Source organism: Frankia torreyi (genome assembly GCF_000948395.1).
Taxonomy (GTDB): Bacteria; Actinomycetota; Actinomycetes; order Frankiales; family Frankiaceae; genus Frankia; species Frankia torreyi.
Map to the genome: position 1 here is coordinate 66,069 of NZ_JYFN01000028.1, position 15,272 is coordinate 81,340.

The window sequence follows — 15,272 nt, forward strand, 5'->3', positions numbered from 1 at the left end:
ATCGGTGACGATCGACGGCCCAGCCGTATAGAACACGCCGCCCCCGCCGGGCGGTCGCAAGAAAGACGACAACCAGCAATCCGACCGCCACCCGCCGGTCACACAAAAGACCGCAGGATTCACAACTCCGGACGGTACTCGCGACCGGCATCGAGGCCAGATGGTAAGAAACTCACTTACAGGACAGGTGCGACGTGCTTCGAGGCGAGGGGGTGCACGGCGCATGATTACTCGACAGCGGACTCCCGCGGGATCTCCACCCCGCGGCCGCTCCGATGTCGGCGACTCCGCAGAGACATCCGGCGAGACATCCGGCGAGGTGGCCGACGCCCGGCGCGCGGTCGCGTCCGCGGGAGCCGAAACGTCGGGCGCGTCGAGTCCGCCGAGACTCGCCGGCGGGGAGCAGGACGCCTACGAGGCCGACCATCCCGACCTGGCCCGGGTTCTCGCCGATCCCGCCGAACCTGTGCTGTACTTCCAGCCGATCGTAGATCTGCAGCGTGGGGTTATCGCCGGATATGAGGCGCTCGCCCGCTTCCACAGCCATCCGACGCACTCCCCCGACCGCATTTTCGCCGCGGCGGACCGGCTCGGGCACGCGGCCGAACTCGAGGCCCGGGTTCTCGCTGCCGCGCTCGCGGCCCGCGATCGGCTTCCCGACCGCTGCTTCCTGGCCGTCAACGTTCTGCCCCACCTGCTGGACGAGCCCGCGGTCGCCGAGGTCTGGCGGGACGCGGACCTGCGCCGGCTCGTGCTGGAACTCAACGAGGCGGTCGACCTCGACGCCACGACCGGGCTGACCGCCACCGCAAGCGCTCTGCGCAACCGCGGCGCCTTCGTCGCCATGGACGATGTCGGCTCCGGCTACGCCGGGCTACGCCAGCTCGCCCGGATCCGACCCGACTTCGTCAAGCTGGACCGCTCGCTGGTGGTCAACGTCGATGACGACCAGGTCAAGATCGCTCTGACCGAGCTGGTCGGCAACTTCGCCAGCCGGCTGAATGGCTGGGTGATCGCGGAGGGCATCGAGCGGGGCGACGAGCTGGCCATGCTGGTCGCGCTCGGCGTTCCCCTCGGGCAGGGATTCCTGCTCGGGCGCCCGTCCGAGGGCTGGCAGCAGCTCGATCCGGGGGTGGCCCGGCGCATCCGGCAGCTCTCCGAACGCAGCAACCGCGCGGCGAGCATCGAGAGCCTCATGGAACAGGTCACCGTCCGCGTGGGCGACTCGGGCTCGTGCGCCATGTCGCCGGACTGCCCGAGCTGCCCCATGCGGACGGCCGCGAACCGCGGTGATCCGACCACCGCCGGCCCCGACGACGAGCAGGCTCCCAGAGCGACGATCATCGTGTCCAACCGGTGCCGCCCGGTCGCGCTGCACCTGTCCAGCGGTCCCGGCGGCGGCACCGAACCCCGCCGGGTACCCACCACCCTGTTCGCCCGCCCGGAGGAACCGGTGACGGAGGTGGCGCGCCGCGCCATGACCCGCGCCAGGGCCAGCCGGTTCGACCCGGTGATAATCGTGACCGAGATGGGTCGACCCCTCGGTCTGGTACGGATGGAGCGTCTGATGCTGCGTCTCGCGGAAATGTCCACATGAGACGGAACCGATACTGGACCGCCCAGGCGCTGATGTCACCGAGCCCGGCGGCCGGGGGTCATTCCCTGCCCGCGGAGATCACCGTTCGGCGGCCGGCCATGAAGGAATTCTACTGTGGCGCGATCATTCACGGGTGCGAGACACGCATCGTCGCGTCTGCCGAGGAGGATCTGCTCCGTGCCGTGGACACCCACGCCCGCGTGGATCACGGCATGACCGACGTCCCGGAGGCGATGCTGGATCAGGTCCGCCGCAGCGTCCGGGACGTGGAACCGGCGGATCTCCGCGACTGATCGCCGCCGTGTCGACCCAGCGGCACGGCCGGCGGCCTGCGGCAGCCGCAAGGCCGCCACAGGCCGCCGGTCATGCCCGCGGAGAGCCCGGCTCAGGCCACCGGTGCGGCGGCGGGCCGGCCGCCGTCCCTCGGCGCCGCGACGGCCGGCCCGGGGACCGGCGCCGCCGCCCGGTCACGGGAGGCACGGTTGACGGCGCTCACGACGGCCCGCAACGACGCGGTGACGATGTTGGGATCGATGCCGACCCCCCAGTACACCCGGTCGTCGACGGAGACCTCGAGGTAGGCCGCCGCCCGGGCGTCGGCGCCCGAACCCAGCGCGTGCTCGTTGTAGTCAAGGATGCGCACGCTCAGGCCGCGGGTCGCCAGGGCGGCCACGAAGGCGTCGATGGGGCCGTTGCCGACCCCGGTGAGCACCGAATCCGCGCCGTCGAACCGAACCGAGACCGAGACCTCGTCGCGCTCCCCCGAAGCGGCGTTCGTCCGCGACCCCAGCAGCTCCAGCGGGCCCGCCGTCTCGGCGCCGTCGAGGAAGTACTCGCTACGGAAGATCCGCCACAGCTCCGCGGCGGTGACCTCGCCGCCCTCGGCGTCGGTGTGGCGCTGCACGACTCCGGAGAACTCGATCTGCAGCCGTCGCGGCAGTTCCAGCGAATGCTCCGACTTCAGCAGGTAGGCGACGCCGCCCTTGCCGGACTGGCTGTTCACCCGGATGACGGCCTCGTAGGTGCGGCCCACGTCCTTGGGGTCGATCGGCAGGTAGGGCACCTCCCACCGGGTCTGGCCGGTCCGTTCCATCGCCTCCAGGCCCTTCTTGATGGCGTCCTGGTGGGAGCCGGAGAAGGCGGTGTAGACGAGGTCGCCACCGTAGGGGTGGCGGGGGTGCACGGGTAGCTGGTTGCAGTACTCGACCGCCCGGCGGACCCCGTCGATGTCCGAGAAATCGATCATCGGATCGACGCCCTGCGAGAACAGGTTCAGACCGAGGGTGACCAGGCAGACGTTGCCGGTGCGCTCGCCGTTGCCGAACAGGCAGCCCTCGACCCGGTCCGCGCCGGCCAGCACGCCGAGCTCCGCCGCGGCGACCGCGCAGCCCCGGTCGTTGTGCGGGTGCAGCGACAGGATCACGGCATCGCGCCGCGTCAGGTTCCGCCCGACCCACTCGATCTGGTCGGCGTAGACGTTCGGCGTCGACATCTCGACCGTCGCCGGCAGGTTCAGCACGACTGGCCGCTGCGGCGTCGGCGACCACACGTCCATGACCGCCTCGCACACCTCGACGGCGTAGTCCAGCTCGGTACCGGTGAACGACTCCGGGCTGTACTGCCAGCGCACATCGGTGCCCTCGAGCAGCTTCTCGGCGTACTGGACGCACCAGCGCGCGCCCTGTACGGCAATCTCGGTGACGCCGGCCCGGTCCAGGCCGAACACGACCCGCCGCTGCAGCGTCGACGTCGAGTTGTACAGGTGGATCAGCGCCCGGTCGGCGCCCACCAGCGACGCGGCCGTCCGCTCGATCAGCTCCTCGCGCGCCTGGGTCAGCACCTGGATGACGACGTCATCCGGGATGCGGTCTTCCTCGATGAGCTGGCGGATGAAGTCGAAGTCGGTCTGGCTCGCGGCGGGGAACCCGACCTCGATCTCCTTGTAGCCCATCGCGACCAGCAGCTCGAACATCTGCATCTTGCGCGCGGGGGTCATCGGGTCGATCAGTGCCTGGTTGCCGTCGCGCAGGTCGACGCTGCACCACTGCGGGGCGCGGACGATCGACTTCTCGGGCCAGGTCCGGTCCGGCAGCGGGACGGGGGTGAACGCCTGGTACTTCTCGATCGGCATGCCGGACGGCTGCTGCGTGGTCATCGTGCTCCTGCTTCCTCGGAAGAGCCCCACGTCGACCGGATCTCACGACCGCACAGGGGACTTGGGGGCCGGCAGATCCCTCCACGGCGTCGGACGGGCGGCCGCCCGGGCTGGGCATGACCGCCGGGCCACCATGACCGCGGGGATCCCGACGCTGGCGCACGAGAACACCGCGACGGGGAAGCCAGCTGGATCAGGCCCCGCCGCGGCGGCTAAGGAGGAGCAGCGCACGCATCGCGAATAAACAGTACCCGATGTCGGCCCGATCGGTCGGTGGTGGGCCGCCGCGGCTCGGTCGCGCCTCGCCTCGGTCGCCCGCTGCGAATCGGCCGCCCGCGCCCTCAGGCGCCGATCGAGCCGATGGCCCGGAACGGGCCGGTGCGGGCCCGCAGGTCGTCCGTGCGCACCGTACAGGCAACCGAGCGCGCGCCGTCCTGCCAGCTCGGCTCGGACGGGTAGATCGTGCCGACGATGTAGTGCGGGGTGGCGTCGATGGCCCCGGCGAAGTCGCGCAGCGCCCCGGCACAGCGCGCGTCCGCCACCTGGGTCACCGCCGACGCGCCGGGCCAGCGGCCGAACAGCGGCGCGAGGTTCACCAGCCGGGTGACCTCGTCGATGTGCGGACGGTCGCAGCTCACCCGGACCGCGACCACCGGCACCATCGGCACGGGTGCGCCTGCCGGGTAGGGCGTCCAGTTCAGACAGTCGCCGCGGTGCAGGGCGGCCAGCAGTGCCGGGGCGACCGCGTAGCCGGCGGGAGGGCCGGTCAGGGAGCCGCTGACCGCGGGCCTGGCACTCGCGGCGCTCGCCGCGCCGTCCTGCGACGCGCTCGGTGCGGCCAGGCGGGTGGCGCTGCCCGCCCCGCCCCGGGTAGCCGTCTGCCGCAGGGCCACCACCGTGATAGTGATCATCCCGACGATGATGGCGATGAAGGTGACCATCTGGGCGATCTGCCGGGGGCGTCCCGGCGGCTTCGGCGGCGCCACGAGCCGGTGAAAGAACCCGGGCAGCCCGCGGGGAGCGGGAACGACCTGGCAACGACCGGATGCGGTCCGGCCGTGCTGCCGGCTGCGTTCGGCCGCGGACGGCTCGAGGAAGCGGGCTCCGCGGACGAATCGCTCATCCAGGCGAAGCCCCTCGAACGGGTCCTGATGCCGCGACGCCATGCTAGCCACGGTAAACCCGACACCCAGCCAAAGCCGCATGTTCGGCGTAAAGATCACTCCGGGCACTTCCGGGCGAGAGCGGCGCGGCCGGCACCGCCGCGCCGGCCTGGCGGGCGGCTCCGACCGGCCGCCGCCGACGGCCCACCTGCGGTGTCGCAGCGCCCCGACGGCAGCCGACCGCCGCGCCGCCGCCGTACCGTCGGCCGGCCCGCCCGCCGGTCGCCGCGGCGCGCCCCCACCGGGGTGCCACCGCCGCGACTGCGCAGTCCGGCACCGACCGGCCACCCGATACCGGAGGTCGGGCGCGAGCTGCCGACCGCCCGGTCCGGCGCTACTCCGCCTGGATCACTACTCGGTCTGGATGCTGACCGCGCGCGCGTAGGAAGCGCCGATTATCTTCGCGATGTCGGCCAGGATGTCGGCGGCGACCGCGTCGTCCAGCGACAGCGACATCAGCGCCTCCCCACCCGCCTGGAGCCGGCTCACCTGAGCACTGGCGATGTTGATGTTCGCCTCGCCCAGCAGCGCGCCGACCGCACCGACGATTCCGGGCCGGTCCTCGTAGCGGAAGAACGCCAGGTGCGCCTCGGGTCGGATGTCGACCTCGAAGCCATCGATCGCGGTGATCTTCTCGACCTGCCGGGAACCGACNAGGGTCCCGCTGACCGACACCGGGGTGCCGTCGGCGAGCACGCCGCGCACGGTCACCAGGTTGCGGTAGTCCCTGGAGCCCTCCTCGGAGGTCTCCAGGGTGACATCGACGCCGCGCTCCTTCGCCAGCAGCGGGGCGTTGACGTAGGTGACCTGCTCCTCGATGACGTCGGTGAAGACGCCCTTGAGTACGGCGAGCTGGAGCACCGAGACGTCGTGGACCGCGATCTCCCCTCGGACCTCGACGGTGATGGCGGCGGCGAGCCCGCCGGCGAGCCCGGAGAACAGCTGCCCCAGCTTCTCGGCGAGCGGCAGGCCCGGCCGGACGTCCTCGGCGACGATCCCACCGGCCTGCACATTGACCGCGTCCGGCACGAACTCGCCCTGCAGCGCCAGGCGCACCGAGCGGGCGACGGCGAGCCCGGCCTTGTCCTGGGCCTCCTGGGTGGAGGCGCCGAGGTGCGGGGTGACCACCACGTTGTCGAGACCGAACAGCGGCGACGCGGTCGTCGGCTCGGTGACGAAGACGTCGATGCCGGCGCCACCGACCTGGCCGGAGCTGATCGCCTCGGCAAGCGCCGCCTCGTCGACGAGCCCGCCGCGGGCGGCGTTGACGATGATGACGCCGGGCTTGGTCCCGGCAAGCTCCTCGGCGCCGATCAGGCCGAGCGTCTCCGGCGTCTTGGGCAGGTGGATCGTGATCACGTCGCTGCGCCGCAGCAGTTCGGCGAGGTCGACGAGGGTGACGCCGAGCTGGGAGGCGCGGGCCACCGACACGTACGGGTCATAGGCGATGACCTTCATGCCGAAGCCGGCGAGCCGCTGCGCCACGAGGACCCCGATACGGCCGAGGCCGACGACGCCGAGCGTCTTCTCGACCAGCTCGACGCCGGTGAACTTCGACCGCTTCCACTCCCCGCCACGCAGCGACTGGTTGGCCGCCGGGACCCGGCGGGCGACGGCGAGCAGCAGCGCGATCGCGTGCTCGGCCGCGCTGACGATGTTCGACGTCGGCGCGTTGACGACCATGACGCCGCGCTGGGTGGCGGCGGCGACGTCGACGTTGTCCAGGCCGATGCCGGCCCGGGCGACGACCTTGAGCCGGCTCGCCGCCGCGAGCGCCTCCGCGTCGATCTTGGTGGCGGAACGGACGATCACGGCGTCGACGTCGGCGATCGCGGGCAGGAGGGCCGACCGGTCGGCGCCGTCGACGTGACGAAGCTCGAAGTCCCCGGACAGCACCTCCAGCCCGGCCGGCGACAGCTCCTCGGCAACGAGTACGACGGGCACTGGACCTCTCCTAGCAACCTCTGGTCAGGCCGGAGGCGACGCGCGGAACGAGGTGTGATCACGTGGCCGTCGGCCTGGCGGTGGTGAGCGTGCTGACTGCGCGCCGGGTGGCGCGGCGGGCCCAGCCTACCGACGCGGACTGCGCCCGCCGAACGCTTTGCGCACCGGTCCCCCCGGAAATGCGCGATCCCGGCGATGTGGTCCGGCTGTCCTCGCCGTTCGGCGGCCGGGCGCCGCCACCATCCGGCGGCGGAGCCCGGCATCGACGTCCGGCGGTGGCAGACGACCCTGCCGCTCGGCGATCCCGGCGTTACGCGGCGATCCCGGCGTCTACTTGGCGATCCAGGACATCAGCGGCCGCAGCTTGGCGCCGACCTGCTCGATCGGGTGCTGCTTGCCCTCCTCCACGAGCTTGGTGAAGTTCGGCCGGCCGTTGTCGTCCTCGGCGACCCACTCGCGCGCGAACGTGCCGTCCCGGATCTCGTCGAGGATCTTGCGCATCTCGGCCTTGACGGCCGGGGTGACCACCCGCGGGCCGCGGGTGACGTCGCCGTACTCGGCCGTGTCGGAGATCGAGTAACGCATCTGCGAGATGCCGCCCTCGTACATCAGGTCGACGATGAGCTTGAGCTCGTGCAGGCACTCGAAGTAGGCGACCTCGGGGGTGTAACCCGCCTCGACCAGCGTCTCGAACCCGGCCTGGACCAGCGCGCTGGTGCCGCCGCAGAGCACGGCCTGCTCACCGAACAGGTCGGTCTCGGTCTCCTCGGTGAAGGTGGTGCGCAGCGCCCCCGCGCGGGTGCCGCCGATGCCCTTGGCGTAGGCCAGCGCGACGGCGAGCGCGTTGCCGGAGGCGTCGTTCTCGACGGCGACGAGGACGGGCACGCCCTTGCCCTCCTCGAACACCCGGCGCACCAGGTGACCGGGGCCCTTCGGCGCCACCATGAACACGTCGACGCCCGCCGGCGGCTCGATGAGCCCGTAGCGGATGTTGAACCCGTGCCCGAACGCCAGCGCCTTGCCCTCGCTCAGGTGCGGGGCGATGGAGTCGGCGTAGATCTTGCGGTGGGTGGTGTCCGGGGTGAGCAGCATGATGATGTCGGCCTCGGCGGACGCCTCCGCCGGGGTGAGCACGCGCAGGCCCTCCTCGGCGGCCTTCGCCCGGCTGCGGCTGTCCGCGGGCAGGCCGACCCGCACGTCGACGCCGCTGTCGCGCAGGTTCAGCGCGTGCGCGTGGCCCTGGCTGCCGTAACCGATGACGGCGACCTTGCGGCCGGCCAGGACGTCGAGCGAGGCGTCGTCGTCGTAGTAGATCTCGACCATCGTGGGGGTGTCTCCTCGTTGAGTGAAGGGAGGTGCGGGCGCGGCCCGACCGGGATCGCCGCGGGACGCGCCGGGACGCCCCGGCCGGCCGGGCCGGGTGAAGCGGGTGGAACGGGTCGACCGGTCAGGCCGACCGGTCGACGGCGCGCAGGCTGCGATCGGTGATCGACCGCGAGCCGCGGCCAAGCGCCACCATGCCGGACTGGACGAGCTCCCGGATCCCGAACGGCTCCAGCATCCGGATGAGGGCGTCCAGCTTGTCGCGGGTGCCGGTCGCCTCGATCGTGACGGCGTCCGGGGCGACGTCGACCACCTTCGCACGGAACAGGGTGACGGTCTCCAGCACCTGCGACCGGACGGACAGGTCGGCGCGCACCTTCAGCAGCATCAGCTCGCGCTGCACCGAGACGGACGTATCCATCTCGACGATCTTCAGAACGTTGACCAGCTTGTTGAGCTGCTTGGTCACTTGCTCCAGCGGCAGGTCCTCGACCGCGACGACGATGGTCATCCGGGAGACGTCCGGGTGCTCGGTCGGGCCGACGGCGAGCGACTCGATGTTGAACCCGCGCCGGGAGAACAGCCCGGAGACCCGGGCGAGCACCCCCGGCTTGTTCTCCACCAGCACGGACAGGGTGTGCCGGGTCATGATCTCGCGCTCCTGAGGTCGGGGATCGGGTCGGGGGCCGTCACAGGTTCACCTCGGCGTCCCCGGAGTAGTCGAAGTCGGGCGCGAGGTCGCGGGCGACCCGGATGTCGTCGTTGCTCGCGCCGGCGGCGACCATCGGCCAGACCATGGCGTCGGGGTGGACGACGAAGTCCACGACCACGGGGGCGTCGTCGATCGCCATCGCCTTCTCGATCGTCGCGTCGACCTCGGCGGCCGAGTCGCAGCGCAGGCCGACGCAGCCCAGCGCCTCGGCGAGGCGGACGAAGTCGGGCACCCGCTTGACACCGGTCCGCGGCGACGCCGGGTGCGTGCCGAGCTCGGTGTTCGAGTAGCGCTTGTCGTAGAACAGGGTCTGCCACTGCCGGACCATGCCGAGCGAGCCGTTGTTGATGATCGCGACCTTGATCGGGATGCCCTCGAGCGCGCAGGTGGCGAGCTCCTGGTTGGTCATCTGGAAGCAGCCGTCGCCGTCGATCGCCCACACGGTCGCATCCGGGCGGCCGACCTTGGCGCCCATCGCCGCCGGCACGGCGAAGCCCATCGTCCCGGCGCCGCCGGAGTTCAGCCAGGTGTAGGGGTTCTCGTACGAGATGAACTGGGCGGCCCACATCTGATGCTGGCCGACCCCGGCCGCAAAGATCGTCTCCGGGCCCGAGATGCGGCCGAGCCGCTCGATGACGTGCTGCGGCGCCAGCGACCCGTCGGCCGGGGTGTCGTAGCCCAGCGGGTAGGTGCGCCGCCAGCCGTCCAGGGTGTGCCACCAGCCCTCGAGTTCCGGACGGGGCTCGGCGGCCAGCGCGGCGATCAGCTCGTTGATCACCTCTCGGCAGTCGCCGACGATGGGCACGTCGGCGGTCCGGTTCTTGCCGATCTCGGCGGGATCGATGTCGGCGTGGATGATCGCGGCCTTCGGCGCGAACGAGGCCAGCCGGCCGGTGACCCGGTCGTCGAAGCGGGCGCCGAGGGTGATGAGCAGGTCCGCCTTCTGCAACGCGGTCACCGCGGCGACCGAGCCGTGCATGCCGGGCATGCCCAGGTGCTGGGGGTGCGAGTCGGGGAAGGCGCCGCGGGCCATCAGCGTGGTGACCACCGGGATGCCGGTCATCTCCGCCAGCGTGCGCAGCTCCGCGGCGGCGCGCGCCTTGAGCACACCGCCGCCGATGTACAGCACCGGACGCCGGGAGGCGCTGATCAGCTTCGCCGCCTCCCGCACCTGCTTGCTGTGCGGGCGGGTGATCGGGCGGTAGCCGGGCAGGTCGAGTGTGGGCGGCCAGATCTCGTGCGGCAGCACCGACGTGACCGACTGCAGGATGTCCTTGGGCAGGTCGACCAGGACGGGGCCGGGACGCCCCGTGCCCGCCAGGTGGAACGCCTCGGCGATCGTCCGCGGGATGTCGTCGACGGACTGGACGAGGAAGTTGTGCTTGGTGATGGGCAGGGTGATACCGCAGATGTCCGCCTCCTGGAAGGCGTCCGTCCCGATCGCGGCGCTGGCCACCTGCCCGGTGATCGCGACCATCGGCACCGAGTCCATGTAGGCGTCCGCGATCGGGGTGACCAGGTTCGTCGCCCCCGGACCGGACGTCGCCATGCACACCCCCACCCGCCCGGTGGCCTGCGCGTACCCCTCGGCCGCGTGGCCGGCACCCTGCTCGTGCCGGACGAGGATGTGGCGCACCCGCGTGGAGTCGTACAACGGGTCGTAGGCGGGCAGGATCGCGCCGCCGGGGATGCCGAAGACCACATCCGCTCCGACCGCCTCGAGGGAGTGGACGAGCGACTGGGCTCCGGTGATCTCTCGTGTCATCTGGGCGTCTTCCTTGACAGGCCGGGAATCTGCGACAGCGGGTGGTCTCGGCGGGCGGAACGCGGGGGCGCGCGCTGGGGCTCGGTCACGTGACGGGGCTGGATCACGAACACGGGGGTGGATCACGAACACGGGGGTGGATCACGAACGCGGGGCTGGGCACGAAAAAGCCCCTCGTGCCTAGGGCACTGAGGGGCGGCGCACGGGGTCGAGGTCGTCGACTACGCGCGCTCTGAACGTACGAGAATCTGACTGTGCACAGACATACCGTGCCGGAGATCGGGCCGTACGTCAAGCAGCGACCGCAGGTGGCCGACCCGGCGACCCTGCCGGCGGGTCACGGGGGATGCCGGCAGGGGGTCTGCGAGGCCGCCCGGCGGGCGGGCAGAGTCGGCCAGGCCGCCCGGCGGGCGGAGCGGGATCAGCGACCGCCGGAGCCGGGCGCGGCCACCGCGCCCCCGTCGAGGGCGGTCAGGAAGCGGGCCGCGACCGGGGCCGCCGTCTCGGCGCCGAAGCCGCCGTCCTCGACGACGACGGCGAAGGCCACGTCACCCCGGTAACCGACGAACCAGGCGTGGGTGGGCGGCGGGTCGCCGTCGGCGTATTCGGCCGTGCCGGTCTTGCCGTAGACCTCGCCGGGCATCGGCACGCTCGCGGCGGTGCCCTCGGTGACGACAGCCCGCATGAAGTCCCGCAACGGCGGGAGCACCGCGGGCGGGATGGCGTTGCTGCGCGCCGGCTGGCCGGCGACGAACGGCTGGCGCCAGGTGCCGCTGGCGACGGCCGCCGCCACGCTCGCCATCTGCAGGGGCGAGACCTCGATGCGGGCCTGTCCGATCGACGCCGAGGCGGACTCGACCGAGTCGCGCGGGGTCGGGAAGCTCCCCCCGACGCTGGCGATGTCCAGCGGCGCCTGGCCGTCGAAGCCGTAGAGCTGGGCGGCCTTCTCCAGGGCGTCGGACGGCAGCGACTCCTCCAGCCGAATGAAGGCGGTGTTGCAGCTCTTGGCGAAGGCGGTCCGCAGCGGGATGGGCCCGAACTGCTCGGACTCGGCGTTCTGGAAGGTCCGCCCGCCCACGCTGACCGTCTGGGTGCAGTCCAGCGGGGTGTTCGCCGCCTTGCCGTTCATCAGTGCGGCGGTGGCCGTCACGATCTTGAAGGTGGAGCCCGGCGGGTACTTGCCGCGCACGGCGCGGCTCGCCCCGCTCGGCGGGTGGTTCGCCAGCGCCAGCACGCCGCCGGTGCGGGTGTCGATGGCGACCATCGCCGCGGTGGGTCGGGCGGCGGTCGCGAGCGCCGTCTCGGCGGCCTGCTGGACCCGCAGGTCGAGGGTCGTCCGGACCGACTCGCCGTCGGTCATCGGGTAGGTGTGCAGCGTCTGGACGGTGGCGCCCCGCGCGTCGCGCACGACGACGGCACCGCCCTGGGCGCGCAGCCGGTCGTCGTAGACGCGTTGCAGCCCGGACAGCGGGTCGGTCCGGCCGACGAGGTTGCCGGCGAGGTCCCCGGAGTCGCGCAGCGGCTGGCCGCCGGCGGCGAGCAGGTCGCCGCGGTGGCCGGTCGAGGCGGTCCGGTCCAGGTGCAGCCCGGGGCGCAGGGCGGGATGCACGGACGCCGGCTCCGCCCGGACCTTCCACCCCCGGCCGGTGTCGACGAGGTTCAGCACGCCCGCGTACTCCAGCGGCGCCGGCAGGCCGGACAGGTCGAGCCGGGCCGCGTAGGGCGCCCTCGCCGCCTTGCCGTTGCGGTCGATCGATCCCGGGGTGAAGGTGGCCCCGGTGACCAGCAGCCGGTCCCGCACGTCGGCCATCGTGGTCAGCAGGGCCGCGACGTCGATGCTGCCGGGCACGGTCACCGCGCTCACCGCGGCCCGACCGGCTCCGTCACGGCCGCTGGCCGCGGCCGACCCGGTGGCCCCCGCCCCGGCCGCGGCCGGTGTCGCCGCCGCACCGCTCCCGCCACCCGGGGCGGCGCTGGCCGGGGCGGCGCTGGCCGGGGGCGCCGCGCCGGCCGGGGTGCTGGTCGCCGTCCCGCCAGTGGTGGTCAGGGTTCGCCAGGCGGCGAGGTAGGCCGCCGCCGCGGCCTGGGCCCGGTGGTCGGCCGCCCGCGCGTCGGACCGGTTCTTCAGCACGTAGCCGACCCCGCTGCCGGCGGCCAGGACGACGACCACCACGGCGGCGATGATCGCCCGCCGCCGGCCGCGGCCACGACGGCGCGAGGTCGACGCGGTGAATCCGGACGGAGTGAGGGGCATGACGAGACGCCTCCCCTCGCAGACGACTGCCCGATCGGAGACCCACCCTACGAAGGCCCCCGGCACTGCGCACCCGACGCGCCGGTCGGCGTCGGCAACTCGACACGCGGGTCCGACACGGAAGGAAAACGTGGTCTTCCCGGGCCCAGGTCACGCCGGGGCAACCTTCGGCACCCCGGCTGATACCCCGAACCCGGATGACTACGCCCAACCAGGCCGTATCCCCCGCATGAGGATTAGCGGCCAGGTTTTCCGCAAACACCGCGATGGCGATCATATCCGGCGCCCGATCCGGTCCGGGGCGGCCCTGGACCGCGTCCCCGGAGCCCGGGGTATCGGCGCGCAGGCGGCCCGGCGGACGGACCGCGGTCAGCCGACGAGGGGCAGGACCTGGCGTGGCGGCGCGCCGGTGCAGGCGCGGCGGGCGCCGGTGCCGCTCCATCCGCCCGGGATGCGTGCCCGCCAGCTCTGCCGGAAACGCCCCGCCGATCAGGACGCGCCGAGGCGCTCCAGCAGCAGGCCGCGCACGCTCGCCGCGTCCGCCTGGCCCCTCATCGCCTTCATCACCGCGCCGACCAGCGGGCCGACGGCGTTGACCTTGCCGCCGCGGACCTTCTCCGCGATGTCCGGTGCTGCGGCGATGGCGGCGTCGACCGCCGCCGTGAGCGCCCCGTCGTCCGCGACGACGGCGAGGCCGCGCCCGGCGACGACCTCGTCCGGGGTGCCCTCCCCCGCCAGCACGCCGTCGATGACCTTGCGGGCGAGCGCGTCGGTGAGTTCGCCGCCGGCGACGAGCACGGTGATCCGCGCGACGTCGGCCGCGCTGATCGCGAGGTCGCTCGGCTGGCTACCGGCATCGGCGGCGCGACGCGCCAGCTCGTTGAGCCACCACTTGCGCGCCGCCGCCGGGGTCGCCCCGGCGGCCACGGTCTGCTCCACCAGGTCCAGCACCCCGGCGTTGCGCATGTCGGTCAGGTCCCGCGCGGTGTAGCCGTGCTCGGCGATGAGCCGGGTGCGGCGCGCCGCGGGCAGCTCCGGCAGGCCGACGCGCAGCTCGTCGATGTACTGCGCGGGCAGCGCCAGCGGGGTCAGGTCCGGCTCCGGGAAGTACCGGTAGTCGGTCGCCTCCTCCTTGGACCGGCCCGGCGACGTCCGCCCGGAGGCCTCGTCGAAGTGGCGGGTCTCCTGGAGGATCCGCTCGCCGTCGTCGAGCAGGCCGGCCTGGCGGGTGATCTCGTAGCGCACGGCCCGCTCCACCGACCGCAACGAGTTGAGGTTCTTCGTCTCGGTGCGGGTGCCGAACGGGGCGTCGGGCTCACCGGGGGCGGGGCGGCGGCGCAGCGAGACGTTCGCGTCGCAGCGCAGCGAGCCCTGCTCCATCCGCACGTCGGACACGTCGAGAGCGCGGATCAGCTCGCGCAGCTCGTCGACGTAGGCGCGGGCCACCTCCGGCGAGCGGACGTCGGGCTCGGTGACGATCTCGACGAGCGGGATCCCGGCCCGGTTGTAGTCGACCAGCGAGTGGGTCGCCCCGTGGATGCGCCCGGTGGCGCCGCCGACGTGCAGTGACTTGCCGGTGTCCTCCTCCATGTGCACGCGGGTGATCCCAACCCGGTGCACCTCGCCGTCGATCTCGACGTCGAGCCAGCCGTCCGTGCACAGCGGCTCGTCGTACTGGCTGATCTGGAAGTTCTTCGGCATGTCCGGGTAGAAGTAGTTCTTGCGGGCGAACCGGCACCAGGACGCGATGTCGCAGTGCAGCGCGAGGCCGATCATGACGGCGAAACGCACCGCCGCCTCGTTGACCACCGGCAGGGCGCCGGGCAGGCCGAGGCAGACCGGGCAGACCTGGGTGTTGGGCTCGGCGCCGAACGCCGTGGGGCAGCCGCAGAACATCTTGGAGACGGTGCCGAGCTCGACGTGCGTCTCCAACCCGATCACCGGCTCGTAACGGGCGAGCGCGTCGGCGTAGGAGGGCAGCGCGCTGGCGGGAGCCGCAGTGCTCACCGGGGGTACTCCTCGTGGGTCGCTGGATGCGCGGGTCGGCCGGTCATGACGACGAATCGTCGGCGGAGCCGGGCTCGGCGGAGGTGGTCTCGGCGCCACCGGGTCCACCGGATCCACCGGGTCCGGCTGGCGGGCGGGTGTCGCGCAGGTGCACGTAGCTGAGGAACACCGCGGCCGGCAGGCCCAGCACGCCCCAGACGAGCAGGATCGGGTTCACCGTCGCGATGCCGAGGCCCAGCACCACGACGGTCAGCAGCCAGACCACGACGACCAGCAGACGGTCCTGCCGCCCGCTGCGCAGACTCACCATCGCAGACCCCCGCCGTGCTGCCCCGTCCCCGGCCCGGTCCGC

The 15,272-nt window shown here is 72.6% G+C and carries 11 protein-coding genes and 1 pseudogene; 2 read left to right on the top strand and 10 right to left on the bottom strand.

The window, feature by feature from the left end:
* Window positions 1-319: 319 nt before the first annotated feature.
* Together FF36_RS17850 and FF36_RS17855 are read left to right on the top strand one after the other, a co-directional pair.
* A complete protein-coding gene (locus tag FF36_RS17850; RefSeq protein ID WP_242422587.1) occupies window positions 320-1,597 on the top strand; it encodes an EAL domain-containing protein in 1,278 nt (425 codons plus the stop codon).
* On the top strand, window positions 1,594-1,890 hold the full coding sequence (locus FF36_RS17855) for a DUF1059 domain-containing protein (protein WP_082122007.1): 297 nt from the start codon (window positions 1,594-1,596) through the stop codon (window positions 1,888-1,890). Before FF36_RS17850 ends, FF36_RS17855 begins: the two co-directional genes overlap by 4 nt.
* Window positions 1,891-1,982: 92 nt before the next feature.
* Here FF36_RS17855 and leuA read toward each other — a convergent pair whose 3' ends face one another.
* The 10 genes and pseudogenes from leuA to FF36_RS17900 form a co-directional block, all read right to left on the bottom strand.
* Entirely contained in the window at window positions 1,983-3,752 is a 1,770-nt protein-coding gene (gene leuA / locus FF36_RS17860; RefSeq protein WP_044886226.1) for a 2-isopropylmalate synthase, read from the bottom strand.
* A 341-nt stretch (window positions 3,753-4,093) separates the two neighbouring features.
* A complete protein-coding gene (locus tag FF36_RS17865; RefSeq protein WP_044886227.1) occupies window positions 4,094-4,918 on the bottom strand; it encodes a septum formation family protein in 825 nt (274 codons plus the stop codon).
* 348 nt (window positions 4,919-5,266) lie between these two features.
* Window positions 5,267-5,569: ACT domain-containing protein (locus tag FF36_RS38275; RefSeq protein WP_242422589.1), on the bottom strand; the 303-nt coding region annotated here is incomplete at its 5' end.
* Between the two features lies 1 nt (window position 5,570).
* Window positions 5,571-6,859 (bottom strand): annotated as a pseudogene (gene serA / locus FF36_RS17870) (phosphoglycerate dehydrogenase); the annotation flags it as partial.
* A gap of 330 nt (window positions 6,860-7,189) precedes the next feature.
* The gene (gene ilvC / locus FF36_RS17875; RefSeq protein WP_044886229.1) at window positions 7,190-8,182 is read right to left on the bottom strand and encodes a ketol-acid reductoisomerase; all 993 of its coding nucleotides are present in this window, start codon (window positions 8,180-8,182) and stop codon (window positions 7,190-7,192) included.
* 124 nt (window positions 8,183-8,306) lie between these two features.
* Entirely contained in the window at window positions 8,307-8,831 is a 525-nt protein-coding gene (gene ilvN, locus FF36_RS17880) for an acetolactate synthase small subunit (RefSeq protein WP_044886230.1), read from the bottom strand.
* 40 nt (window positions 8,832-8,871) lie between these two features.
* Window positions 8,872-10,791 carry an acetolactate synthase large subunit gene (locus FF36_RS17885; protein WP_339325613.1) on the bottom strand — a complete coding sequence of 640 codons (1,920 nt, stop codon included), beginning with the start codon at window positions 10,789-10,791 and terminating at the stop codon, window positions 8,872-8,874.
* A 289-nt stretch (window positions 10,792-11,080) separates the two neighbouring features.
* Window positions 11,081-12,913: a penicillin-binding transpeptidase domain-containing protein gene (locus FF36_RS17890; protein ID WP_044886232.1), complete on the bottom strand. Its 1,833-nt coding sequence runs from the start codon at window positions 12,911-12,913 to the stop codon at window positions 11,081-11,083.
* 489 nt (window positions 12,914-13,402) lie between these two features.
* Complete coding sequence (gene gatB, locus FF36_RS17895; protein ID WP_044886233.1) at window positions 13,403-14,920, bottom strand: Asp-tRNA(Asn)/Glu-tRNA(Gln) amidotransferase subunit GatB; 1,518 nt, start codon at window positions 14,918-14,920, stop codon at window positions 13,403-13,405.
* 43 nt (window positions 14,921-14,963) lie between these two features.
* Window positions 14,964-15,230 (bottom strand): hypothetical protein, encoded by a 267-nt coding sequence (locus tag FF36_RS17900; protein ID WP_044886234.1) that lies wholly within the window; start codon window positions 15,228-15,230, stop codon window positions 14,964-14,966.
* Window positions 15,231-15,272 lie beyond the last annotated feature (42 nt).